Here is a 23,840-nt window from a genome sequence, read left to right on the forward strand (position 1 = left end):
CTTCAAAGTTTTTTAGAATAATCATCGCACTCTCCTATAAAGTTTATATCTTGAGGAGGCATTATGGCATAACTTGCATAAATTAATTTTAAAAGATTATTTTCGTTTTTATGTATAAGCCATGAATGATTGAGAATCCAATCTAAAAACACAGTCCAACTGCGGCTTTGTTGAATAAATCGAACGCTGATTTATCCCTGAATAATGTGGCCGATGCGGAGGAATTCCCGGGACTTATCCGCCAGACGCATCGGAAAATCAGGGGCGTTTCAGCCGATGGGGCTTATGACACAAAACGTTGCCACGACGAACTGCGGCGCAGAAAATCAGGGCACTGATCCCGCCGCGAACGCGTGCCAGTTACTGACCGGTGGAGTCTGCGGACAGAAATCAGGCAAGGGCTGGCAGGAGGATCTTTTATCTAAATCCGATTTATTCAACAAAGCCCCACGAGTCATGACGCTAACGCCCTTCCTGAGCATTTTCTTCACGTCTTCGATTGCCGTATCAATGTCAGCACAGGAAATCCTGTCAAAATTCTCTACAATAATTAAAGAGCCTGTGGGAATCGCCTTAGAAATAACATTGTCGAACATGCGTTTAAATGCAGCACTTTCAGCTTTGTGTTTTTGGTGAAACCCTGACTTTCCCTTGTCCACATAACGATGCTCAGGCGTCATAGCATATTCATCCTGATGTTTAGCGTAGAAGCTATCTATCAGTTCCTGTTACCAACGCAGGTTATCGCCTGAGTCTTGCTTCTTGGTTGACCAGCGAATAAACGAAACGAGCAATTTCATAGTGTGGACTGCCTGGATTTACGAGATTAGGAGGATAATACATGTCAGAAGAAAAACGTGGTGGGGCAAGAATACTGGTGCTTTATCATTCTATGTACGGCCATATTGAAACCATGGCGCAAAGTATCGCAGAAGGTGCACGCAGCGTTCCCGGCGTGGAAGTCACCGTTAAGCGAGTGCCTGAAACCATGGACCCCGAGGCGTTCAAAGCCGCTGGCGGAAAAACCGGACAGTCTGCGCCCGTCGCCTCTGCGGCAGAACTGGCGGATTATGATGCCATCATTCTCGGCACCCCAACCCGCTTCGGTAATATGACCGGGCAGATGCGTAATTTCCTCGATCAGACCGGCTGCTTATGGGCTAAAGGCGCACTGGCAGGTAAGGTCGCCAGCGTGTTCAGCTCAACCGGTACCGGTGGCGGCCAGGAAATGACCATTACCTCGACCTGGACCACTCTCGCGCACCACGGCATGATCATTGTGCCTATCGGCTATACCACACCAGAATTGTTTGATATTTCCCAGGTTCGCGGCGGTACGCCTTATGGTGCGACAACCATCGCCGGCGGCGACGGTTCACGTCAGCCAAGTGCTGAAGAGCTGCGGATTGCTCATCATCAGGGCAAACATGTGGCAACGATCACCAGTAAGCTGGTGAGTTAAGCGTCAGGCAATCGCAAAAAGGCGCAAAATATTGCGCCTTAAATTCCCATCACCAGGAGATCCAGCGCAGACACCACATCGTCGCGATGGCTTTCTGCATTCATCACCGGCTCATGCCGTAACTCATGATGACTGATACTGGTCAGCAAATGGGTCATCAGCAGATACTGTTGATTCTCAACCCTGACGGCAGGATGCAACTGCCTGATAGCTTTAACGTTATCGATGGAGGTCAAAGGAATGACGACCCGCTCGTTAAGTCTTTCAATCAGCGGATTTTGAATATCCATAAAATAGGGATATCTGTTTTTCCCCTGTCCCCGATTTTCGTAAATATCAAACTGAGCCATTTATAACACTCCCCGACCTTCGGAAAAGAGTCCGGCTTCTTGCGTAAAAGCATTACACGAATCAATGGCCTGCTGGTTTTCTTCCATAAATTGTTTCCTCCGTTGCGCTCGTACGGCTTCCCTCAAGGCGATATCAAAGGTTGCTGATAGATTGATACCCAGTTCTCTGGCCTGCTCGAGCAGATCAGCACTCAGAGTGACGTTGGTTCTTTTCTTTAATGCGGTAGAAACCGGTGGCATGACACACTCCATAAGCACACCCATCATGCGCATAATAGTCACACACTTCCATTGCTCATACCAGTTCATGTTCACTTCCTGCTTAAATCTGGTTAAAAAACAGGCCAAAAAAAACGGCCTATTCAGGCCGTTTCGTTATACTCCTTTGCACATCACTTACCACGCGACGCGATAATGTTTTCGGCGACATTGCGCGGTGCCTCGGCGTAATGGTTGAACTCCATGGTGTAGGTTGCACGGCCCTGCGACATCGATCGCAACGTGGTCGAGTAACCAAACATCTCGGAAAGCGGCACTTCGGCTTTGATGATTTTGCCACCGCCGCCCGCGATCTCTTCCATACCCTGCACCGTACCGCGACGTGAGGATAAATCCCCCATCACGCTGCCCGCATAGTCTTCCGGCGTTTCCACTTCGACGCGCATCATCGGCTCGAGTATCACCGGGCTGGCCAGGCGCGCAGCCTCTTTGAAACCAAAGATCGCCGCCATCCTGAACGCCATTTCAGAGGAGTCCACCTCGTGATATGACCCGAACGTCAGCGTCACTTTGACGTCCACCACCGGGTAACCCGCCAGAATGCCGTTGTTCAGCGCTTCCACCACCCCTTTCTCTACTGCCGGGATGAATTCACGTGGGACCACGCCGCCTTTGGTGGCATCGACAAACGCAAAGCCTTTGCCCGCCTCCTGCGGCTCCAGCGTAAACACCACGTGTCCGTACTGGCCTTTACCACCGGACTGGCGCACAAACTTGCCGTCCACATCTTTCACGGTTTTACGCACGGTTTCGCGGTAGGTCACCTGCGGTTTGCCAATATTGGCCTCAACGCCGAACTCACGCTTCATGCGGTCAACGATGATCTCCAGATGCAACTCGCCCATGCCGGAGATAATGGTTTGCCCGGACTCTTCATCAGTACGGATACGGAACGACGGATCCTCCGACGCCAACCTTGAGAGCGCAATGCCCATTTTCTCCTGATCGGCCTTGGTTTTCGGCTCGATAGCCTGCGAGATCACCGGTTCCGGGAACTCCATGCGCACCAGCGTAATAATGTCCGTTGGGTCGCACAGTGTTTCACCCGTCGTCACATCTTTCAGGCCGACGCAGGCCGCGATATCACCCGCGCGGATTTCGTCGATTTCGATACGGTCATTGGCATACATCTGCACGATACGGCCAATGCGCTCTTTTTTTCCGCGAATTGGGTTGTAAACGCTGTCGCCTTTCTTCAGTACGCCGGAATAGACGCGCACAAACGTCAGCTGGCCGACGTAGGGATCAGTCATCAGTTTGAAGGCCAGCGCCGAGAATTTCTCGCTGTCATCGGAATGACGGAATATTTCATTACCGTCTTCGTCGGTACCGGCAATCGGCGGAATATCCAGCGGTGACGGCATCAGTTCGATCACCGCGTCGAGCATGCGCTGAACACCTTTATTTTTGAAGGCGCTGCCGCACAGCATCGGCTGGATCTCCCCCGCGATAGTCCGTATACGCAGGCCCTGGGTTATTTCGTCTTCAGATAATCCCCCCTCTTCGAGGTATTTATCCATCAGTGTCTCACTGGCTTCCGCCGCTGCAGAAACCATTTTCTCGCGCCACTCTTCGGCCAGCGTTTGCAGTTCAGCCGGAACCTCACCATAGCTGAAGGTCATGCCCTGCGTTTCGTCATCCCAGTAGATCGCACGCATTTTGCGTAAATCCACCACGCCAATGAAGTGCTCTTCACTGCCGATCGGAATAACAATCGGTACCGGATTGGCCTTCAGGCGGTCCACCATCATCTGGCGAACGCGGAAGAAGTCAGCACCCTGGCGGTCCATTTTGTTGACGAAAGCCAGACGCGGCACTTTGTATTTATTGGCCTGACGCCACACCGTTTCCGATTGTGGCTGCACGCCGCCGACCGAGTCATACACCATCACCGCGCCGTCGAGAACGCGCATGGAACGCTCCACTTCGATGGTGAAATCCACGTGTCCGGGGGTGTCGATAATATTGATGCGATGCGAATCAAACGAGTGATCCATCCCCTGCCAGAAACAGGTGACCGCAGCAGAAGTAATGGTAATGCCACGCTCCTGCTCCTGCTCCATCCAGTCCGTGGTCGCGCCGCCGTCATGCACTTCACCCAGCTTGTGATTCATGCCGGTGTAAAAAAGAATACGCTCAGTAGTGGTAGTTTTACCGGCGTCGATGTGTGCTGAGATACCAATATTGCGGTAGCGCTCGATGGGGGTTTGGCGAGCCATATAACGTCCTTACGTGATGGATGGCAAAGTTGACGATCTGTTCAGTACAGTTTTTCGTCATTTCGTTTTACGGAGCGTATAATACAACTGTACGTGTATATTCGTACAATTATTTTTTCTATTGATGAAATCGGTGCATCAGCGAGCCCGCTGTAAAGTAAAGCGGGTATAGGCTATATTGCGCGGCCGGTAATCACCGAGATACACCAACTGATATGCGCAATAGATTTCGCGTTGCATCAAGGCGGCAACTGAGTGAATCCCGGGAGCTTACATGAGTAAGTGGCCGGGATGAGCAAAGGCAGCCAACGCTGAGGCAACGTGAAAGATGAAGCGCACGAGGATAAGCCAATGATAGCCAATCACCCTGAGCGCGAGCAGATCCGCCTTGAAAACGTCCTGACTGCCCTTGGCAATCCACTGCGTCTGGCCGTGGTACGCACGCTGGCAAAAGGCGGCGAACACCCTTGCGGCACGCTGTTGCAGGGGTTGTCGAAATCGACACTGACACACCACTGGCGCGTACTGCGCGACAGCGGTGTTATCTGGCAGCGCCCGGACGGCCGCGCCAATTTACTGTCACTGCGCCGCGACGACCTCGACGCCCGCTTCCCTGGCCTGCTTGCCTCTTTGCTCAACGCCATTGAATCGGACGGCATCACGCTGGAGTCCACTCAAAAACATATTTCTGAACAACATCTTTAGTTTTTCTCCAGTTGGGTGTGTACCAACTGACAAAACCTATTGATTATAGACGATGCGTGACTCTCCTCCCGCCGGGCGAGGTATAACGGTGCATAAAGCTGTGCCTGCGGCGAAAGCTTGAGAAATACCATGCCGTCGCCGCCCAGACGGGTCATCGACTCTGGCACGATCGATACGCCGAGACCCGCCCCGACCAAACTCAGGCATGAGGTCAGGCGCGGCGCTTCCTGCACAATCTTCGGACTAAATCCGGCACGAAAACAGGCGGCAAGAATGGCGTCGTATAACCCCTGACCCGCAGGACGGCGATAGAGCACGAAGGATTCATTCGCCAGCATTTTCAGTGAAATAGGTTCATCAGCCGGTAAACCTGCCAGACGGTGACGCGCCGGGAGTGCCACCCTCATCGGTTCTTCCAACACCTTTTCCACCGCCAGTTCAGGGATCCCCTTAACCGGCATACGCACGAACGCCACGTCCACCCGCTGCGCCACCACGGCCTGCAGTAATTCTCCACTGCCCGCTTCTTCCAACTGGGTGGTCACCGACGGATAAATCTCCCGGTATCGGCGCAGTAACTCAGGAACAAAAGCGTGCAGCGCTGATGAACTGGTAAAACCAATAGTGATATTTCCCTGCTTGCCTTGCGCCGCCCGTTGCATGGCGGCTTCGAGCTGATCGGCGCGGGTCAGTAGCGCTTGTGCTTCAAGTAACAGCACTTTCCCTGCGTCAGTGGGTATCACACCGCGCGGTTGGCGATGCAACAGCGCGACGCCAAATTCGGCCTCCAGCCCCTGCAATAAACGGCTGAGCGGCGGCTGCTGAATAAACAGGCGTTCAGCGGCAGCAGAGATGCTGCCCTGCTCCACCACGGTGACAAAAGCACGCAGTTTGCGCAGATCGAGTTTTGACATACCTTTTAGGTATCCTTAATGGTCATTAAAGGCATTAGACATCATGGCACGCTACCGCGCATGATGGCAAAAAAACCACGGCGTAATGCGCGATTGCAGGGACTTACCGTTATGACACATCACTCCTTAGACACCCCTTCTGCTGACGCAGCAGATCTGACCTCCCCCGACTGCCGCCAGCTTTTTATGGGGTTTTTCGTGCTCGGCCTGACCGGTTTCGGCGGTGTGCTGCCGATGGCACGGCATATGCTGGTGGAAAAGCGCCGCTGGATGAGCAGCGAACAGTTTGCTGAGTTGCTCGGCCTGTGCCAGTTCCTGCCGGGAGGAAATATCATTAATTTGTCGGTCGCGCTCGGTATGGAGTTTCGCGGGCTGCGCGGTGCGCTGTCAGCGCTGCTGGGTTTGATTCTGGCCCCGACACTCTGCGTGGTTTTGCTGGGTATGGTGTATGCGCGCTATCAGAATGACCCGCTGGTCGAGCATCTGTTTGCCGGGCTGGCTGCCGCTGCAGGCGGGCTGTTACTTTCCACCGGGATTAAAATGCTGGCGCCGCTGTGGGGGAAATGGCTGCAACTGGCGATAGTCGTGGCCGGTGTTATCGCCATCGCCGGGCTGCGTCTGCCGATGCTGCCGGTAATGCTGGTGCTGTCTCCCATCAGTATCTTCATCTGCGCGAGGAGCAAAGCATGAGCCCGGTACTGGTCAGTCTGGCCTTGTTATTCACCCAGCTGTCAGTGCTGGCGTTTGGTGGCGGCAATACCATTTTGCCGGAGATGCAGCGCGAAGTAGTGCAAATTCATCAGTGGATGAGCGCCCAGGAGTTCAGCGCCTTGTTTGCACTGGCACAGGCGGCTCCTGGCCCGAATATGATGATCGTACCGCTGATTGGCTGGCAGGTAGCGGGATGGTCAGGTTTGCTGGTGTCATCGCTGGCAAAATTCGGCCCGTCATCGCTGATTACTCTCGTCGCGATGGGGGGCTGGAAGCGCTATAAGGACCGCCCATGGAGGCAGATAATTCAGCGCGGACTGGTGCCGGTTACTGTCGGTCTGGTGGCATCGAGCGGGTTGCTGATCGCCAAAGCCTCCGCCCCGACCTTACCGCTGGCCGGGGTGATCGCCCTCTGCACCCTGATGGCCCTGAGTAAACGGCTCCACCCGCTATGGGTGCTGGCGGTCGGTGCGCTGTTGGGGCTGGCCGTGGGGTGAAGAAGGCGTGCGCTTTTTTGCCAGTTTCTTGAAGAGGTGCGAAGAGGATCGCAGCAATTTTTCGGAAATTGTTGAAAATGTGATGCAGGCTAATTGTAAGAATATCAACAAAGTGCCTCTTCTTTCCCTTGCCCGTGTTTATTAAGGATGATGATGAATATCAACCCTCTGAGCCTTGCGGTTTCTGCCCTGCTTATCTCCACTGGCGCTTATGCTGCCAATACCCAGCCCGAACTCAGTCAGCGCGAAGTGAGAGTGCTCACCGTCGATGGCCTGCAATTTAAAGACCTTAACCATTCGGGCCAACTCGAACCCTATGAGGACTGGCGTCTGACGCCGCCGTTGCGCGCAGCGGATCTGATCAAGCGTATGACGCTGGAAGAGAAAGCCGGCGTGATGATGCACGGCTCCGCGCCAACCGCCAACAGCCCGATCGGCGCGGGTAAAAATTATGATATAACCGCGGCGAAAAAAATGATTGATGACCAGAAGGTCAACAGTCTGATCACTCGCCTTTCCGCCGATGACGCGGCAACGTTTGCTGAAGAAAACAATAAACTTCAGGCTATCGCGGAAGGCACACGGCTGGGTATTCCGCTGACCATCAGCAGTGATCCGCGTAATTCGTTTGAATATCTCGACGGGGCCAGCACCTCAGCCGGTAAATTTACCCAATGGCCGGAAACCCTCGGACTGGCGGCAATTGGCGATGAGAAACTCACCCGCCGTTACGCCGACATTATTCGCCAGGAGTACACCGCGGTCGGTATCCGTGAAGCCCTTTCACCGCAGGCCGATTTAGCCACCGAACCCCGCTGGGCGAGGATCAGCGGGACCTTCGGTGAAGACCCGACGCGGGTTCACAATATGGTGCGCGGTTATATTGAAGGCATGCAGAACGGACCCGACGGTCTCAATAGCGGCAGCGTGATTTCTGTCGTGAAACACTGGGTCGGTTATGGCGCGGCGCAGGACGGTTACGACAGCCACAATGTGTATGGCAAGAACGCCACGTTCCCCGGTAATAACCTAAAAGAACATATTTATCCGTTTACCGGTGCATTTGAAGTTAACGTTGCCAGTGTTATGCCCACCTATTCGATTCTGAAAAACCTGATGATAGAAGGCAAAGAGGTGGAACAGGTCGGTGCCGGTTTTAATCATCAACTCCTGACAGATATTTTACGCGGCCAGTACGGATTCAAAGGTGTGATCCTCAGCGACTGGTTGATCACCAACGACTGCGATGACGTCTGCATCAACGGCACCAAAGAGGGCGTCGAACCCGTACCGGGCGGAATGTCATGGGGTGTTGAAAACCTGACCCAGCAGGCGCGCTTTGTGAAAGCAGTGGAAGCGGGCGTGGATCAGTTTGGCGGCGTGACCGACTCTACTATGATCGTCAAAGCCGTAGAGGAGAAGCAACTGAGCGAAGCGCGGATTAATCAGTCGGTAGAGCGAATTCTGCAACAAAAATTCCGCATCGGTCTGTTTGAAAATCCTTATGTCGATACGCAAAATGCGGCACAAACTGTCGGCCGTCAGGACTGGCAGAAAGAGGCCAACGCGGCGCAGGGCCGTTCACTGGTCTTGCTGCAAAACAGCGATAATCTGTTACCGCTGAAGAAAGGTAAAAAAGTGTGGCTGTACGGCATCGCGCCACAGGCCGCTGTAGCAGCCGGTTTCACGGTGGTCGATGCACCAGAAAAAGCCGATGTGGCGGTGATCCGGGCCCAGGCTCCGTTCGAACAACCGCATAAAAATTACTTCTTCGGCAAACGTCATCACGAGGGTTCACTGGCGTTCACCTCCGACAATGCTGATTACCAGGCCATCGTGAAAGCCAGTGCCAAAGTGCCGGTGGTGGTGACCGTCTATCTTGACCGCCCCGCCATCCTGACCCATGTGCAAAATAAAGCCAAAGCCATCATTGGTAACTTCGGCGTCAGCGATGCGGTACTGTTCAGCCGCCTGACCAGCGATGAAGCCTACACCGGCAAACTGCCGTTTGAGCTGCCATCATCAATGGATGAGGTGCTGAAGCAGAAATCAGATCTGCCGCACGATACCGAAAATCCGCTCTACCCGATTGGCGCAGGTCTGGCGCGTTAAGACAGAAAGATTATTGAATTTAGGAGATTATTTTTTTTCAAAAAAAACGGGCACATAAGGTGCCCGTTACTATTTATAGTCAGTAAAGTTTATAGCCAGTAAAGACTATTCTTCTCAGCTTCATTTATGAGCAGAAGACGCGTGCATCACGTGGTGTATAGATGCCGAAAGTTACCATCCCCAGCAATACATCCGGGAAGGTTTCCTGAGCTTCAACGCGAACGACTTTATCGGCGCCGCCACAGACTTTTGCTGCATCAATGGATTTGCTCTGGCCAATTCCGCTCACAAAGAAGTGGTGTGTCGTCACTACTTTCGGCTTAGTCGCAATGCCCTGTCCCAGGTTGAAAGTCTGCTGTGCACAACCGGTCAACAGTACGGCGAAAGCCGCTGTAAGTAATACTTTTTTCATTAAAAAATTCCTATGAACCCTAATAAATAACACCGGCAAGCAAAGTGCTTTCCGACAAAACACTGACTGAAAAAGGGTTTCTTGTTGACGAAACCGCTGCAGTGAAGCCTGAGTGTTATCGGCACATACTTTTAAAAATGTAGGGAAAGTTGATATTAACCACGTTCTCCCTCCGGGCTTAGACCAAAACCTCACCTAATTCCATGATATTCATGCGGATAAAAATCCCCTCAGTTCACAACTTTTGAAAAAGTTCACTTGAAAATGTAAAATAATAATGATAACAATTATCATTAAGTTTAACATCTGCGCCAACTATTCCTAAATACACATTCTTTTGACCGGTGGGAATCACTGCGCTGAAAAGTAGACCTCTGGGGTTCGTTTTTTACCGGTGACACATGTATGTCATCCATCACTCGATAATTTATTTTGTTATTTATAGGGACTTTGAACTTGAATAAGCTGGCCTTCCCTCTTAAGCGTTCGGTGCTGCTTTGCGCCGTCGCACTGACGCTTCCTGCTGCCTCTTTCGCGGAAGAAACCGTGGTTGTCACTGCATCACCGGCACAGACTGCGGATACCCCAACGCAGGGTTACAACGCAAAAACCAGCAGAACGGCCACCAAAACCGATCAGCCGATTATTACCACCAGTCAGGCCGTATCCGTCGTGACGCGTCAGCAGATGGATGACCAGAACACCACCACCGTCAACGCCGCCCTGAACTATACGCCGGGCGTGTTTACCAACTTTGCCGGTGGCGCAACCCGCTATGACACCATCTCCCTGCGCGGTTTCCACGGCGGTGACGTTAACAACACCTTCCTCGATGGCCTGCGTATTCTCAGCGATGGCGCCAGCTACAACTCCATTCAGGTAGATCCGTGGTTCCTGGAGCGCATCGATGTGATCAAAGGCCCCTCTTCTGCCCTGTATGGTCAGAGCATTCCGGGCGGTCTGGTGATGGAAAGCACCAAGCGCCCGCAGTTTGCTGAAGAAGGCCACTTCCGTCTCTCCGGCGGCACGCAAGACACCAAGGGCGGCGCATTCGATTACACCAACGCCATCAACGACCAGTGGGCATTCCGCCTGACCGGGTTGACCCGCAGCAGCGACACCCAGTACGACCACCAGCGCGAAGAGCGTTATGCCATCTCCCCGCAGCTGATGTGGCAGCCAGATGAAAACACTTCGCTGTTACTGCGCGCCTATCTGCAAAAAGATCCGTCCGGTGGTTACCACGCCGCCGTGCCCGCCGACGGCAGCCTGTATGGCGACAAACTGAGCCGCGGCTTCTTCGATGGCGAATCTTCTCTCAACCAGTTCAAACGCTGGGAGCAGATCTACAGCTACGAATTCCGTCACGCCTTCAACGACGTGTGGTCATTCCGTCAGAATGCCAACTACACCCACTCCAACACCGAGCTGGATCAGGTCTATCAGGCAGGCTGGAATGCAGATCGTACCCTGATGAACCGTTACTACTCCGGTGAGACGTCATCGCTGGACAGCGTTGCCATCGATAACCAGCTGGAAGCAGATTTCGCCACCGGCGAGCTGGAGCATAAAGTGGTGGTCGGTTTCGATTACTCCTACTTTATGAATGACCTGAAATCACTGGGCGCGACGGCCAGTCAGCTGAACCCGTACACCGGTTACACCGGCGGTCCGAACCTGGCTTACTACAGCAGCAAAACCGGTAAAGATCGTTATGAGCAGATGGGCACCTATCTGCAGGATGATATGAGCTGGAACCAGTGGCACCTGACGCTGTCCGGCCGTTACGACACACTGAAAACCAGAAATACCGCCTATGACAGCATTACTGTCAAAGAGACTGACAGTGAGCGTACCGACCGTCACTTCAACAGCCGTGCTTCTTTGCTGTATGCGTTTGAAAACGGTATCTCGCCTTACGTCAGCTACAGCCAGGCGATGACGCCGTCTGCCCTGCCAGGTCAGGACGGCACTCTGCTCAAACCGATGCAAAGCGAGCAGTACGAAGCCGGTATTAAATACCAACCGGTGGGAACGTCAGACCTGTATACCGCCGCGCTGTTTGACCTGACGCAGGATGATGTCGGTAACCGCGTGGTTGTCGGCAGCTACTACGAGCCGGCAGGGAAAGTCCGTTCGCAGGGCCTTGAGCTGGAAGCGAAGAAACAGGTGACCGAGCGCTTCAACGTGATGGCCGGTTATACCTATAACAAAGTGCGCTTTGATGATTCCACCAGTAACGACGGCAATACGCCATACGTGACGCCAAAACAGATGGCTTCAATCTGGGGTCAGTATAAGACGCCGGTGGGTGTGGATCTGGGAGCAGGTGTGCGTTACATCGGTACGCAGTGGGCAGACAACGAAAACACCCTGAGCATGCCGTCAGCCACGCTGGTCGATGCCTCAGTGCGTATGAATCTGGTGCAGTTTAATCCTCAGTTGAAAGGGGCTTACGTGCAGTTCAACGCTAATAACCTGTTCGACAAGAAATATGTCGCGGCCTGTTACGGCACCAGCTATTGCTACTGGGGTCAGGAACGTACCGTGGTGGCAACCGTTGGCTATGATTTCTGATAGCTGACGACAACGGGAAAAACTTCACACAGTTCCTCCCTCCAATATCGGCCCTTTCAAGCCCTGAGCAATCAGGGCTTTTTTTATGCTAATCCGAGCCGCGCTTTGATCCTCACTCTGGCATTTTCCAGCAGCGCATCCGATGTCGCACGATCGGGCTCACAGCGCGCCAGCGACAGAACGCCCATCAGCTCAGCGATAACCGATACCGCAAGGGTTTCCGGGTCAGAGATTTGCATGTCACGTAACTGGCCGATAATCATGCCACGAATCTTGGCAATACCCGCAGCAAACGCCGCCTGACAAGGTGCGGTCATGCGCGGTGTTTCAGATGCCAGCGCCGACACCGGACAGCCCAGCGCACGGTTATCGCGGTGCCACGGCGAAAGATAAAAATCAATATAACCAGCCAGTTGCTCACGCGGCGCAAGGCCCTTGTTGTCTTTTTCCCAGCGCGCCATGACCTGATCAAACATCTGGCCGATAGCCGCCTGAATCAGCGCATCCTTCGACGCAAAGTGCGCATAAAAACCGCCGTGGGTCAGCCCGGCTTTGCTCATCACGCCCGCTACGCTCACCTGCTGCGGGCCTTTGGCGCGAATCGCTTTCGCCGCCTCTTTGACGATACGTTCACGGATTTTCGGTTTATGTTCACTTTCATAACGCATAGTTTTCTCCCTGATAAACGGCGGTTCCAGCTGCGGCCACAGTCTGGCGCACCGCGCCATGACAATCAATCCCGCAGGTTGATTCGTGCATCGACCGACAGACCCGGCCGCAGCGATACCAGCTCCGGCTGCCCGGGATTCAGACGAATACGCACCGGCACACGCTGCACGATTTTAGTAAAATTACCGGTGCCCGGCTCAAACGGCAGCAGTGCAAAGGTGGAACCTGAACCTGGCGCCAGACTGTCCACCACGCCGCTGAATTTGACGCCCGGCAGTGCGTCTACGCTGACGCTGGCTTTCTGCCCTGGCTGAATGCGTTCGGTCTGTGTCTCTTTAAAGTTGGCCATCACGTAGAGATCGCCAAGGGGAACCAGCGTCATCAGGCGCTGGCCGGGCGTGACGTAATCGCCAGTCTGCACCTGACGGTTACCCACCACGCCGTCCACGGCGGCAAAAATCGTGGTGTGTTTTTGGTCCTGCTGCGCCAGATCCAGCGCGGCCTGCGCTTTTTGCACCGTGGCCTGAGCCAGCGCCAGCGCGGCCTGAATTTCTGCGCGCTGGGCATGCGTCACCTGCGCCTGATTCTGCGCCACGTCGAGCATCGCGCTGGCATGAGCGGCTTCCTGCTCGGCGGTGATCGCTACGGTTTTGTAACGGTCTGCATCGTTACGCGATGTGGCACCGCTCACCGCCAGCGACTGATAACGACGCTGCTCATCCTGCGCGTGTTGCTGTTCAGCCAGTGAGGAACGGATAGCCGTGCGCGCGGCCTGAATCTGCGCCTGCGCCAGTTGCTCCTGTGCCTGTTGGCTGATTAACGCCGCCTGTTGGGCAGCCACCTGCGCTTTACCATCGGCCACATCCCCCTGTGCCGAAGCCACGTGGGCATTGAACTCTTCGCTGTCAATGACCACCAGCGGCTGGCCGGCTTTCACCCACTGGTTATGTTTCACCAGCACCGTAGCGACAAACCCCTTCACCTTCGGTGCTACCGTGGTGGCATCGACGCTGATATAAGCATCATCGGTGGATTCACTGGCAGGCGCGGCCAGCAACCACAATGCACCGCCTGACGCGACCGCCAGCGCAATGCCGCTGACGATCCAGATCCGCGACGAACGACGTGCCCCCACTTTTCCGCTGGTTGAAACTGGAACATCTGCCGGTGCTGTAGCCACTGTTTCGCTCATTTTTGTTTCCGCTCATTGCATGATGGCCATCATCTTAATATGATGCCTATCATATAAACAAGCACAAAAGGTCCGAACATGTCCGATGCAAGCATTCCCGCTTCTGCTCTTATGCCCGTCGCCCCCGGTGACCTGCCGACGGCGCGCAAGTTTCTGATCTTCAGCGTGATGGCATTCGGCATGTTTCTGGCGCTGATCGATATCCAAATTGTGGCCGCTTCGCTTAACGATGTGCAGGCAGGGCTTTCGGCCGGGCCGGATGAAATTAGCTGGGTGCAAACCTCCTATTTAATTGCCGAACTGGTGATGATCCCGTTCTCGGCGTTTCTGACGCAGGCGCTGTCAACCCGCTGGCTGTTCAGTGCATCGGCGGCGCTGTTCACGCTGAGCAGCATCGGCTGCGGGCTGGCGTGGAATATTGAATCAATGATTTTCTTTCGCGCCCTGCAGGGGTTTACCGGTGGGGCCATGGTGCCGACGGTGTTTTCCACCGGTTTTACCCTGTTTAAAGGCAAACAACAGGCGCTGATCCCCGCCATTCTCGGCATGGTCAGCGTACTGGCCCCGACGCTTGGCCCGACGGTCGGCGGCGTGGTGACTCAGTGGCTGGACTGGCGCTGGATCTTCTTCATTAACATCATACCCGGCATTCTGGTGGCGACCGGCGCGGTACTGTTTATCCACGTCGATAAGGCCGATTTTCCGATGCTCAAACGCATCGACTGGGTGCATTTGCTGTCGATGGCCGTCGCGCTGGGCTGTCTGGAATATGTACTGGAAGAGGGGCCGCGTAAAAACTGGTTTAGCGATCCACAAATTCAGGTCTCGGCCTGGTTCTCACTGGTGGCCTTCGTGCTATTTCTTGAGCGTTCGTTTTATTCCAAAAATCCGATCGTGCGGCTCACGCCCTTTCGCGACCCCACCTTCACGTTTGCCTGTGTGTTTAATCTGGTGATCGGCTTCGGGCTTTATGCCTCAACCTACCTGACGCCGGTATTTCTTGGCCGCATCCGCGATTTCGACAGTCTGCAAATCGGCACTACGGTCTTTGTAGTAGGCATCGGGCAATTTTTCAGTACGATTTTGGCGGCAAAATTAATCGGCGTGGTCGACCGGCGGATCCTGGTGGCCGTGGGTCTGCTGGGGTTCTCACTCAGCATGTGGCTGACCAGCGCCGTGACCACACAATGGGGCGCAGACCAGTTTTTGTGGCCACAAATTATTCGCGGACTCTTCATCATGTTGTGCATCGTCCCCAGCGTGAATATGGCGTTGACGGCATTTCAGGGACCGGAGCTGCGCTATGCGTCGGGGTTATTCAATCTGATGCGTAATCTTGGCGGCGCCATTGGTATCGCGACCGTCAATACCTGGTTGCAGGATTGGACGCGCGCGCATACTGCCCATTTCGGCGAAACACTGGGGCACTCAGGCCGCGAAGCGCAGGAGGTGATTGCCGCCGTAGCAGCCCGATTTTCGCAAATTACGCCCGATGTCCAGCACGCGCTGATGATGGCCAAAAGCGTATTCGGTGCAACAGTGGCGGCCGATGCCTTCACGCTGGCCTTTAATGATGTGTTTATGCTGATGTCATGGATGTTTCTCGCCGCGCTGCTGATGGTGCCGTTTTGTCGAAAATAAGCGGTGGAGTGTCATGAAATGTAAAAGGTCTGTGATCAATCCGGTAAAAAATGCAGTCTCTTTAGGGAACTTTTCATACTTACTGAGAAAGCTTTGGCCTGTTTGAAATAAATCCTTATAATTGGCGGCCCAGAAATGTGATTGGTTACACATCTTGATTCTCTCTCAAGCCCATGTGTATCTACAATAGTCATCCGGCCATTTAACGCCGGGGGAACAATCTGACAACAACTGCCTGTGTGGCAATAACAATAACCAACGAAAATATGAAAATGAGCATTCGCGCGATCCTTACTATGGTTTTGGCAGTTGCTGCGTACAGCCAGGCAGCCTCTGCCGTGGTCTATCCTCTCCCGACCAATAACGGCCGGCTGATTGGGGAAAACATCACCGTCACCGTTCCAGAAAACAGCAAATTACCGCTGGAAAGCTATGCAGCACAGTTCCAGATGGGCCTGAGCAATATGCTTGAAGCCAACCCTGGCGTGGATCCTTTCCTGCCTGTACCGGGCACTGTACTGACCATTCCACACCAGTTGATCCTGCCAGATACGCCGCATGAAGGTATCGTCATCAACAGCGCTGAAATGCGTCTTTACTACTACCCGAAAGGCAGCAATACGGTGGTCGTTCTGCCAATCGGCATCGGCGAACTGGGTAAAGACACCCCATTGAACTGGGTGACAACTATCCAGCGTAAAAAAGCCGGTCCAACCTGGACGCCAACGGCTAAAATGCATGAAGAATATGCCGCGCGCGGTGAATTCCTGCCCGCTGTCTTCCCCGCTGGCCCGGACAACCCGATGGGTCTGTATGCGCTCTATGTAGGTCGTCTTTATGCCGTTCACGGTACCAATGCTAACTTCGGTATTGGACTGCGTGTGAGCCATGGCTGTGTGCGTCTGCGTGATGCTGACATCAAATGGCTATACGATAACGTGCCGCAGGGCACCCGCGTACAGTTCATCAATGAGCCGGTCAAGGCCACCGTTGAGCCAAATGGCAAGCGTTACATTGAGATCCATAACCCGCTGTCTGCAAATCAGCAGGAATTTGACTCGCAGGAACCCATCCCTGTATCCCTGACCGGTAAAGTCGGTGCCGTGGCTATGGACCCAAGCGTTAACCAAACCATCGTTCAGCGCGCCCTCGAACTGCGTTCAGGTATGCCTACTCAGGTGAATTAATTCAACCTCAGTCGCTGCAAAAAGCTCCTCAAATGAGGTAATGCCGTTCACTTAAGCCTCACGTGACTTAAAACTGAACGGATATTTAGGTGGTATGTAAAGCACTGTACGATCGTATCGTCGGTGCTTTCTTTTTTCCGGAAGGATAAACGCTTTTACATTTTCCCTCATTCCTTTCAGATGCTTAGGGATGTTTCCCGCAGCGCCTTTACCGCTCACTCTGACCTGCGATACCAGGATATTTAATGCCGCAACAAAGCTAATTCGCGTCGGTATGACTCCAGCCTCCCCTGCTATATCAACCATTTCCTTTCTCAGCAGATTATAGGAGACCACATCTCAATAAGCATGTCGTAATCGCTGTATCGTTCGATAACTTCATAGCGAAGCTTGCTTTTTACGGGCGTCAGCCAGTGCGTGGCAGTGCCTGCCTGTTGCCACTCCAGGAAGAAAGCAGCGCTGAAATAACAACGGTCGAACAGCGTCAGAGTGTGGTCCGGAGCAGAAGAAATCAGACGGTGAGCGAGCGTTAACTCGCCTTCGGTAGCGCCACCAAAAGCTGCATCCAGCAGCATATGGGAATGGGTTGCCATCAGCCCAACCATCCGGACCTGAGGGAACGTGCCGGTGGACGGCTCAATAAATCCAAAAGCGGTGGCGTTCTCGGGTGAATCGGGTGTGCGAAAGAGTGTCCCGTCGACGCTCAGTATCCGGAGGCCATGGAAAGTAGCTGGTCCGAGTGCTGCGGGCTGCCATGCTTCGTTGCAGGCATGAAAAAGATAGCGAAGTGGCGCTTCTCCCAGCCGCTGGCGTGCAGCGGTTAAAACACTGGGTGCAAGACTCTGATAACCGTAATCGGGCTGAATGACAATATCCAGATGATGGCAGACATCTTTGATGGATAAATCACGCAACAACCCCATCATCAGGATGAGCCATACAGCCTGCTCAGCAGGCAGACGACGCCTGCGAATACTGGCCTTCTGGCAGGCAGTCAGGGCCTGGTGGATCCAGAGAGGGTCAAGTGAACGTGAAAAGGCATCGCTTTTTTTAACTTAGATTGACGATGTCATAAAAGCGTCACGCCACTGACTTAAGCTCCCGTGTAACAAAGTAAGACAAGTTGTATCTCTTCTTTTCTGACGATTCACTACAAGGAGTTTTCGCTATGCACCAGCCTGTATCTCTGATCGCCCGTGCGGTTCTCGCCGCTCTGATCCTCTCTTCTGCTCAGACTGCATTAGCCGACGAGTCCCTGACGTCCCGTGCCGCCAGGGGCGATATTACCGAACAGGGCGGCGCGCGCCGTCTAAATGGCGATCAAACCGAAGCGCTGAAAGCGTCACTGTCCAACAAGACGGTGAAAAATGTGATCCTACTGATCGGCGACGGCATGGGAGATTCTGAAATCACCTCTGCGCGTAATTACGCGCTGGGTGCGGGTGGTTATTTCAAAGGGATTGATGCGCTACCGCTGACCGGTCAGTACACCCACTATTCGTTGGATAAAAAGACCCATAAGCCAAACTACGTCACTGACTCCGCCGCCTCTGCAACGGCCTGGTCAACCGGCGTGAAAAGCTACAACGGCGCGCTGGGCGTAGACGTTAATAGTAAGGACCACGCCACACTGCTGGAAATGGCCAAAGCGGCCGGTTTTGCGACCGGTAACGTCTCTACCGCCGAGTTGCAGGATGCCACCCCGGCGGCGCAGATATCCCACGTTACATCGCGCAAATGCTACGGTCCCGAAGAGACCAGTGAAAAATGCCCGACTAACGCCCTGGAAAATGGTGGCCGTGGCTCGATCACCGAACAATTACTGAAAGCCCGTGCGGACGTCACGTTGGGCGGCGGCGCCAAATCCTTCAGCCAGCTGGCCAAAAGTGGCGAGTTTCAGGGAAAATCACTCAAAGATCAGGCCACTGCGCAGGGTTATCAATGGGTGGAAAATGCCGATGAGCTGAATGCCGTGACGCTGGCCGATCAGAAAAAACCGCTGCTGGGCCTGTTCTCAGCAGGCAACATGCCGGTACGCTGGAGCGGTCCAAAAGCCAGTTATCATGGCAATATCGATAAACCGGCCGTCACCTGCGAAGCCAATCCTCAGCGTACCAAAGACATTCCGACGCTGGCCGTGATGACCGAAAAAGCCATCGACTTGCTAAAAACGCAGCCAAAGGGCTTCTTCCTGCAAGTGGAAGGCGCGTCGATTGATAAACAGGATCACGCCGCCAACCCGTGCGGGCAGTTCGGCGAAACGGTCGATCTCGACGAAGCCGTACAAAAAGCCCTCGAATTTGCCCGCAAAGAGGGCAATACGCTGGTGATTGTGACAGCTGACCACGCACACTCCAGCCAGATCATTGAAACCGACGCCAAAGCGCCAGGCCTGACGCAGACGCTGACGACGAAAGACGGCGCACCAATGACCATCAGTTACGGTAACTCCGAAGATGATTCTCAGGGCCACACCGGGGCACAGTTGCGCATTGCGGCCTATGGTCCGCATGCGGCGAACGTGGTGGGACTGACTGACCAGACCGATCTGTTCTTTACCATCAAAAATGCGATGGCGATTAAATAACAGAGTCCATTCTTACCTTGGGTAAATAACCCGGCTTACAGGCCGGATTATTTATTGGGTTAACGCCAGTGACTTATATAAAGCCTCATCAGGTGATTGGTTTCCGCTAAGCGATTACGGTATAGTTTCGCTCGCTGCGGCAAAATCCGCAGCCGGGATTTGCACCCTGCATAACACAACGTCGATATATAGATTACCTTTATATATTGAAGCCTTGGCACACCTTTTGTTTGTTACTCGTTCACGTAATAAGCAATTGCTCTATGGTGGCTCAGGCGGGGCAGCCTTCGGGCTGGCCGGTGATCCGTTGTGGCCGGTAGTGCAAACTCCGCCTGGGCTACCACCCAAGAGATTTGCACCTCAGGTTGGTAGCGAAATTCGTTATGCAACGGAAAATGCGAATGTCTATCTCCCATCAAACTGTAAAAAGTACCCGTTACGAGAAGTCCTCACTCTCCTCTCTGCGCCCTCACCCACGTCAGAACTGGCATCCGGCGGATATCATCGCTGCCTTGCACAAAAAAGGCACCACGCTGGCAGCCTTGTCCCGCCAGTCAGGCCTTAGCTCATCAACCTTGTCCAATGCACTTTCCCGGCCCTGGCCGAAAGGAGAGCTGTTGATAGCCAATGCGATTGGTGTCAGGCCTGCTGAGATCTGGCCGCAGCGTTATTTCACTGAAAATGGACAGCCCATCGTCAAAATCATGAGGAATAAAAAGAAAGACTGAGTCTGCTATCTGGCGGTGAAGTGAGCCTGAACGTTTCATGCCCGCTTGTTGTCACCGCCTTAATACGCGGCTGTTGATGAACATCACGTCCTCTCCCTGCCGTTGCCTGAGAGAGTTCTGTCACAAATTCTATTGCCGCAGCAGATTTTTTCATACCGACAGCGACTTTCCCCCTGATGCCCGCTTTCCGCTCTGCGTATTTTAGTGTTCAGGTTGTTTGCACCCTACAACGCTGAAACAGCCAATAACCAGAATAACGGAGAGTATGATGGGAAGAGTAAATCGAAATTACCTGATGTGTTGTTTGTTCTTCTTTTTCTTTTTTATCTGCTGGGGTGCCTGTTATCCCTATTTATCCCTGTGGCTGACCGACACGATTGGCGTTAGCTATAGTGATGTCGGATTGGTTTATTCCTTTACAGCAATTGTCTCAGTTTGTATTCAACCAATATTTGGTTTTATTTCCGATAAACTTAAATTTCGCAAACACCTGATGTGGATGCTGGCCATTATTATGGTGCTGTTCGCGCCCTACTGGATTTATGTCTTCGCTCCCCTGATGAAATATCACGTTATTGCCGGTGCGCTGGCCGGTGGTGTTTATATCGGTTTTGCCTTTGGTGCAGGCTGCGGCGTGTGCGAGGCTTATATTGATAAAGTCAGCCGGATGACCGGTTTTGAATTTGGCCGGGCGCGCATGTTTGGTGGTTTAGGTGCCGCCGTCGGGACGTTCATGGCCGGTGAGTTATATGGCATTAATCAGGATTATATTTTCTGGATGGCCAGTCTGGCCGGGGTATTCCTGCTGTTTGTGGTGTACATGACCGACCCGAAACATGACAGTTCATGCCCGGTACAAGTCGACAGTAAAAAGACCATTTCCCGCGAGGATGTCATCACCCTGCTCAAAACACGGGGTTTCTGGTTCTTCGCACTGTATATGGTCGGCGTCGGTGCAGTGTATGAAACATACGACCAGCAGTTTGCCATTTATTACAGCCGCTTCTTTACGACCAAAGCCGAAGGCGCCGCCGTGTATGGCTATCTCTATACCGGCCAAATCTTCCTCGATGCCGTTGTGATGTTTTTCGCGCCCTGGTTTGTGAACAAAATTGGCCCCAAAAACGCCTTGTTATACTGCGGAATTATCATGAGTATCCGCATTATTGGTTCCGCCTACGCAGTCGGCCCGCTGAGTATCAGTGCAATTAAAATGCTGCACGGCTTCGAAAGCTCGGTATTTTTAGTCGCAGGGCTGAAATATATTTCCGCCAACTTCCCTGCCTATATTTCCGCTACGGTGTATTTGATCGGTTTCCAATTTTCCAAACGCTTCAGCGAGATATTTCTCTCCGGTGCCGTTGGCAAAATGTATAACACGCTGGATTTCCGCGACACCTACATTATTCTCGGACTGATTGCGCTGAGCTTCACCTTTATTTCGATCTTCACGCTGTCACCTACGCGTCAGCGTTTATCTCAGGAAGCCGTTTCAGGCTGATTAATGGAGAGCTGTTATGAGCCAATTATATTATGGCGTCGCTTATTATGATGAATATATGCCGCACGAGCGGCTGGAAAAAGACATTGAGATGATGCTGGACGCAGGCATCAATGTGGTGCGCATCGCGGAATCCACCTGGAGTACGCTGGAGCCGCGTGAAGGGGAATACCACTTCCGCCATATCGATCGCGTACTGGACGCCATGCATAATGCGGGAATTGCCGTGATTATCGGCACACCGACCTACGCGATCCCGGCCTGGCTGGCGCGGAAATATCCCGCCATCATGGTGACGACGCCACAGGGGCAGCAAAAATATGGCCGGCGGCAAATCATGGATATCGTTAACCCTGATTTTTTGCGCCATGCGGAAACGATCATTCGGGTACTCCTGGACCACGTTCAGGATCACCCGGCGGTTATCGGTTATCAGGTGGATAACGAAACCAAACATTATGATAACTGCGGCCCGCTGATACGCGATAAGTTCATCGCTTCGCTACAACAACAGTTCCCCGATATCAGCCAGATGAATGAGGCCTTTGGGCTAAATTACTGGAGTAACCGCATTGACGACTGGAGTGATTTTCCGCCACCGGAGACCTCTATCAATGCCAGCCTGACCTGTGCGTTTTCCCGCTTTCAGCGCCAGTGTGTGACAGATTATCTGGCGTGGCAGGCGAAAATAGTGAATGAATACCGTCAGCCGTCTCAGTTTGTGACACAAAATTTTGATTTCGAATGGCGGGGTTACTCCTTTGGCGTACAACCCAGGGTGGATCACTTTGCTGCAGCAAAAGCCATGACCGTGGCCAGCGTGGATATTTATCACCCATCGCAGGACCATCTGACCGGCAAAGAGATCGCCTTTGGCGGGGATATTGCCCGTGGCATGAAACCGGGGCAAAACTATTTTGTGATGGAGACCGAAGCGCAAGGTTTCGCCCAATGGGTGCCTTACCCCGGCCAGCTGCGGTTACAGGCTTTCAGCCATCTGGCATCGGGGGCTACGCTTCTTTCATACTGGCACTGGCACTCCATCCATAACGCGTTTGAAACCTACTGGAAGGGGCTACTGAGCCATGACTTCGCAGCAAACCCTACCTATCTGGAGGCCAAAACCATTGGCGCAGATTTCGCCCGCCTCGCACCTCAGCTGGCCGGCATGAAGATCACCAATGATGTCGCGATTCTGGTCAGCAATGAAGCGATGGACGCCTTCAATGCCTTTAAACCACAACCCGGCGACAGTAATCAGTACAACGACATCTTCCGGCGTTTTTACGACGCGCTGTATGAAGATAACCTGTCCGTTGACGTGATAAATCAGGTCGGGGTAAACACCCGCCAGTATAAATTGCTGATCGTCCCCGCACTGTACGCCGCCGATGACGCCACACTGCACAGCATAAATGCCTACATTGAAGCCGGTGGGCGCGCCATCATCAGTTTTAAATCCGGCTTTAGCGATCAGCACGTGAAGGTGCGCCAGAGCGCGCAGCCCGGCATTTTGCATGAGAGTTGTGGTGTCACCTATAACCAGTTCATTTTGCCCGATAACAGCCACATTACGTCTGACGTATTGTCTCTGGATGAGCAGCAATCAGCGGTATCGATGTGGATGGAATTACTGACCCCAACCTGCGCACAGGTGCTGGCTCGTTATGAACACCCGGTGTGGGGAGAGTATGCGGCCATTACGGAGAACCCATTTGGCCGGGGGAAAGCGATGTATATCGGATTCCTGCCCGACGGGGCGCTGATAAAACAGCTGGTGCGCCATTTCACGCGGGACATTTCCCTTGGCTCAAGAATGAGTGATCACACCTATCCGCTGATCGTGCGCGGCGGCCTGGGGGCTGACGGCAAACAGATTCGTTATTATCTGAATTACTCGGCCAGCCCGCAACAGGTGGTATTGAGCGGGAATGCCCGGCGTGAATTACTCAGCGGTGAGTCACTTGAAGCCAAACCGTCAATGACACTGGCCCCCTGGGGTGTAGCAATCGTCACAAGCTGATAACATCAATCATCTGCCGCAGGTGTGACACACACCCGGCAGGTACTACGGGTTTATCAGCAGAGACAGGACCG

Annotated in this window: 20 protein-coding genes and 2 pseudogenes; 13 read left to right on the top strand and 9 right to left on the bottom strand. The window is 53.4% G+C overall.

The genetic code is table 11. From position 1 onward, the window contains the following. Positions 1 to 185: 185 nt before the first annotated feature. Positions 186 to 364, top strand: a pseudogene (locus EAH77_RS01390) (transposase); the annotation flags it as partial. Here EAH77_RS01390 and EAH77_RS01395 read toward each other — a convergent pair. Continuing rightward, positions 327 to 680 carry a recombinase family protein gene (locus EAH77_RS01395; protein WP_140470016.1) on the bottom strand — a complete coding sequence of 118 codons (354 nt, stop codon included), beginning with the start codon at positions 678 to 680 and terminating at the stop codon, positions 327 to 329. The pseudogene EAH77_RS01390 and the gene EAH77_RS01395 overlap by 38 nt on opposite strands. Positions 681 to 841: 161 nt before the next feature. Here EAH77_RS01395 and wrbA point away from each other — a divergent pair, with 161 nt between their 5' ends. Continuing rightward, the gene (wrbA, locus tag EAH77_RS01400) at positions 842 to 1,462 is read left to right on the top strand and encodes an NAD(P)H:quinone oxidoreductase (RefSeq protein ID WP_140470017.1); all 621 of its coding nucleotides are present in this window, start codon (positions 842 to 844) and stop codon (positions 1,460 to 1,462) included. 38 nt (positions 1,463 to 1,500) lie between these two features. Here the strand turns inward: wrbA and EAH77_RS01405 are convergent, their stop codons facing one another. The 3 genes from EAH77_RS01405 to fusA all read right to left on the bottom strand — a co-directional run bounded on the left by EAH77_RS01405 (position 1,501) and on the right by fusA (position 4,310). After that, positions 1,501 to 1,812, bottom strand: a complete 312-nt coding sequence (locus EAH77_RS01405) for a CcdB family protein (protein WP_140470018.1) — start codon at positions 1,810 to 1,812, stop codon at positions 1,501 to 1,503. Next, positions 1,813 to 2,121: a type II toxin-antitoxin system CcdA family antitoxin gene (locus EAH77_RS01410; RefSeq protein WP_206664872.1), complete on the bottom strand. Its 309-nt coding sequence runs from the start codon at positions 2,119 to 2,121 to the stop codon at positions 1,813 to 1,815. It abuts the gene before it with no gap. An 83-nt stretch (positions 2,122 to 2,204) separates the two neighbouring features. Then, positions 2,205 to 4,310 (bottom strand): elongation factor G, encoded by a 2,106-nt coding sequence (gene fusA, locus EAH77_RS01415; RefSeq protein WP_140470019.1) that lies wholly within the window; start codon positions 4,308 to 4,310, stop codon positions 2,205 to 2,207. Positions 4,311 to 4,661: 351 nt separating this feature from the next. On the opposite strand from fusA, the gene EAH77_RS01420 reads away from it, so the two are divergent. Next, positions 4,662 to 5,015, top strand: coding sequence for an ArsR/SmtB family transcription factor (locus EAH77_RS01420; protein ID WP_140470020.1), 354 nt, complete (start codon positions 4,662 to 4,664; stop codon positions 5,013 to 5,015). Here the strand turns inward: EAH77_RS01420 and EAH77_RS01425 are convergent. Next, positions 5,012 to 5,929, bottom strand: coding sequence for a LysR family transcriptional regulator (locus tag EAH77_RS01425; protein WP_140470021.1), 918 nt, complete (start codon positions 5,927 to 5,929; stop codon positions 5,012 to 5,014). The genes EAH77_RS01420 and EAH77_RS01425 overlap by 4 nt on opposite strands. Positions 5,930 to 6,040: 111 nt before the next feature. Here EAH77_RS01425 and EAH77_RS01430 point away from each other — a divergent pair, with 111 nt between their 5' ends. The 3 genes from EAH77_RS01430 (at position 6,041) to EAH77_RS01440 (ending at position 9,249) form a co-directional block, all read left to right on the top strand. Then, positions 6,041 to 6,619, top strand: a complete 579-nt coding sequence (locus tag EAH77_RS01430; RefSeq protein WP_140470022.1) for a chromate transporter — start codon at positions 6,041 to 6,043, stop codon at positions 6,617 to 6,619. Further along, complete coding sequence (locus EAH77_RS01435) at positions 6,616 to 7,137, top strand: chromate transporter (protein WP_140470023.1); 522 nt, start codon at positions 6,616 to 6,618, stop codon at positions 7,135 to 7,137. The genes EAH77_RS01430 and EAH77_RS01435 overlap by 4 nt, the downstream gene beginning before the upstream one ends. Before the next feature lie 153 nt (positions 7,138 to 7,290). Next, positions 7,291 to 9,249, top strand: coding sequence for a glycoside hydrolase family 3 protein (locus tag EAH77_RS01440; RefSeq protein WP_140470024.1), 1,959 nt, complete (start codon positions 7,291 to 7,293; stop codon positions 9,247 to 9,249). A 124-nt stretch (positions 9,250 to 9,373) separates the two neighbouring features. Here EAH77_RS01440 and EAH77_RS01445 read toward each other — a convergent pair whose 3' ends face one another. Next, complete coding sequence (locus EAH77_RS01445; protein ID WP_140470025.1) at positions 9,374 to 9,661, bottom strand: Bor family protein; 288 nt, start codon at positions 9,659 to 9,661, stop codon at positions 9,374 to 9,376. A gap of 456 nt (positions 9,662 to 10,117) precedes the next feature. Here EAH77_RS01445 and EAH77_RS01450 point away from each other — a divergent pair, with 456 nt between their 5' ends. Then, complete coding sequence (locus tag EAH77_RS01450; RefSeq protein ID WP_140470026.1) at positions 10,118 to 12,238, top strand: TonB-dependent siderophore receptor; 2,121 nt, start codon at positions 10,118 to 10,120, stop codon at positions 12,236 to 12,238. Between the two features lie 83 nt (positions 12,239 to 12,321). Here EAH77_RS01450 and EAH77_RS01455 read toward each other — a convergent pair whose 3' ends face one another. Further along, positions 12,322 to 12,906, bottom strand: a complete 585-nt coding sequence (locus tag EAH77_RS01455; RefSeq protein ID WP_140470027.1) for a TetR/AcrR family transcriptional regulator — start codon at positions 12,904 to 12,906, stop codon at positions 12,322 to 12,324. Between the two features lie 65 nt (positions 12,907 to 12,971). Next, positions 12,972 to 14,099: an HlyD family secretion protein gene (locus EAH77_RS01460; protein ID WP_140470028.1), complete on the bottom strand. Its 1,128-nt coding sequence runs from the start codon at positions 14,097 to 14,099 to the stop codon at positions 12,972 to 12,974. Positions 14,100 to 14,177: 78 nt separating this feature from the next. Between EAH77_RS01460 and EAH77_RS01465 the strand changes: the two genes are divergently transcribed. Together EAH77_RS01465 and EAH77_RS01470 are read left to right on the top strand one after the other, a co-directional pair. Next, a complete protein-coding gene (locus EAH77_RS01465) occupies positions 14,178 to 15,740 on the top strand; it encodes a DHA2 family efflux MFS transporter permease subunit (protein WP_140470029.1) in 1,563 nt (520 codons plus the stop codon). Positions 15,741 to 16,006: 266 nt separating this feature from the next. Continuing rightward, entirely contained in the window at positions 16,007 to 16,927 is a 921-nt protein-coding gene (locus EAH77_RS01470) for a L,D-transpeptidase family protein (protein ID WP_140470030.1), read from the top strand. A gap of 51 nt (positions 16,928 to 16,978) precedes the next feature. On the opposite strand, the pseudogene EAH77_RS01480 reads toward EAH77_RS01470, so the two are convergent. Next, positions 16,979 to 17,982, bottom strand: a pseudogene (locus tag EAH77_RS01480) (IS4 family transposase); the annotation flags it as partial. Positions 17,983 to 18,095: 113 nt separating this feature from the next. Here EAH77_RS01480 and phoA point away from each other — a divergent pair. From phoA to EAH77_RS01505, 4 genes are all read left to right on the top strand, one after another. Further along, positions 18,096 to 19,514 carry an alkaline phosphatase gene (gene phoA / locus EAH77_RS01485; RefSeq protein ID WP_140470033.1) on the top strand — a complete coding sequence of 473 codons (1,419 nt, stop codon included), beginning with the start codon at positions 18,096 to 18,098 and terminating at the stop codon, positions 19,512 to 19,514. A 461-nt stretch (positions 19,515 to 19,975) separates the two neighbouring features. After that, positions 19,976 to 20,242, top strand: coding sequence for a helix-turn-helix domain-containing protein (locus EAH77_RS01495; protein WP_241673390.1), 267 nt, complete (start codon positions 19,976 to 19,978; stop codon positions 20,240 to 20,242). Positions 20,243 to 20,510: 268 nt separating this feature from the next. Further along, positions 20,511 to 21,743, top strand: a complete 1,233-nt coding sequence (locus EAH77_RS01500) for an oligosaccharide MFS transporter (RefSeq protein WP_140470344.1) — start codon at positions 20,511 to 20,513, stop codon at positions 21,741 to 21,743. A gap of 16 nt (positions 21,744 to 21,759) precedes the next feature. Continuing rightward, positions 21,760 to 23,766 carry a beta-galactosidase gene (locus EAH77_RS01505; RefSeq protein ID WP_140470035.1) on the top strand — a complete coding sequence of 669 codons (2,007 nt, stop codon included), beginning with the start codon at positions 21,760 to 21,762 and terminating at the stop codon, positions 23,764 to 23,766. The last annotated feature ends 74 nt before the right edge of the window (positions 23,767 to 23,840 follow it).

This window comes from Ewingella americana, assembly GCF_006438725.1.
GTDB lineage: Bacteria > Pseudomonadota > Gammaproteobacteria > Enterobacterales > Enterobacteriaceae > Ewingella > Ewingella americana_A.

Bases quoted from the DNA above. Each gene is read 5' to 3' on its own strand.
- EAH77_RS01440 (WP_140470024.1), top strand. From the start codon at position 7,291: ATGAATATCAACCCTCTGAGCCTTGCGGTTTCTGCCCTGCTTATCTCC.
- EAH77_RS01395 (WP_140470016.1), bottom strand. From the start codon at position 680: ATGACGCCTGAGCATCGTTATGTGGACAAGGGAAAGTCAGGGTTTCAC.
- phoA (WP_140470033.1), top strand. From the start codon at position 18,096: ATGCACCAGCCTGTATCTCTGATCGCCCGTGCGGTTCTCGCCGCTCTG.
- EAH77_RS01460 (WP_140470028.1), bottom strand. From the start codon at position 14,099: ATGAGCGAAACAGTGGCTACAGCACCGGCAGATGTTCCAGTTTCAACC.
- EAH77_RS01465 (WP_140470029.1), top strand. From the start codon at position 14,178: ATGTCCGATGCAAGCATTCCCGCTTCTGCTCTTATGCCCGTCGCCCCC.
- EAH77_RS01445 (WP_140470025.1), bottom strand. From the start codon at position 9,661: ATGAAAAAAGTATTACTTACAGCGGCTTTCGCCGTACTGTTGACCGGT.
- EAH77_RS01425 (WP_140470021.1), bottom strand. From the start codon at position 5,929: ATGTCAAAACTCGATCTGCGCAAACTGCGTGCTTTTGTCACCGTGGTG.
- EAH77_RS01420 (WP_140470020.1), top strand. From the start codon at position 4,662: ATGATAGCCAATCACCCTGAGCGCGAGCAGATCCGCCTTGAAAACGTC.
- EAH77_RS01430 (WP_140470022.1), top strand. From the start codon at position 6,041: ATGACACATCACTCCTTAGACACCCCTTCTGCTGACGCAGCAGATCTG.
- EAH77_RS01435 (WP_140470023.1), top strand. From the start codon at position 6,616: ATGAGCCCGGTACTGGTCAGTCTGGCCTTGTTATTCACCCAGCTGTCA.
- EAH77_RS01405 (WP_140470018.1), bottom strand. From the start codon at position 1,812: ATGGCTCAGTTTGATATTTACGAAAATCGGGGACAGGGGAAAAACAGA.
- EAH77_RS01505 (WP_140470035.1), top strand. From the start codon at position 21,760: ATGAGCCAATTATATTATGGCGTCGCTTATTATGATGAATATATGCCG.
- EAH77_RS01410 (WP_206664872.1), bottom strand. From the start codon at position 2,121: ATGAACTGGTATGAGCAATGGAAGTGTGTGACTATTATGCGCATGATG.
- fusA (WP_140470019.1), bottom strand. From the start codon at position 4,310: ATGGCTCGCCAAACCCCCATCGAGCGCTACCGCAATATTGGTATCTCA.
- wrbA (WP_140470017.1), top strand. From the start codon at position 842: ATGTCAGAAGAAAAACGTGGTGGGGCAAGAATACTGGTGCTTTATCAT.
- EAH77_RS01470 (WP_140470030.1), top strand. From the start codon at position 16,007: ATGAAAATGAGCATTCGCGCGATCCTTACTATGGTTTTGGCAGTTGCT.
- EAH77_RS01500 (WP_140470344.1), top strand. From the start codon at position 20,511: ATGGGAAGAGTAAATCGAAATTACCTGATGTGTTGTTTGTTCTTCTTT.
- EAH77_RS01455 (WP_140470027.1), bottom strand. From the start codon at position 12,906: ATGCGTTATGAAAGTGAACATAAACCGAAAATCCGTGAACGTATCGTC.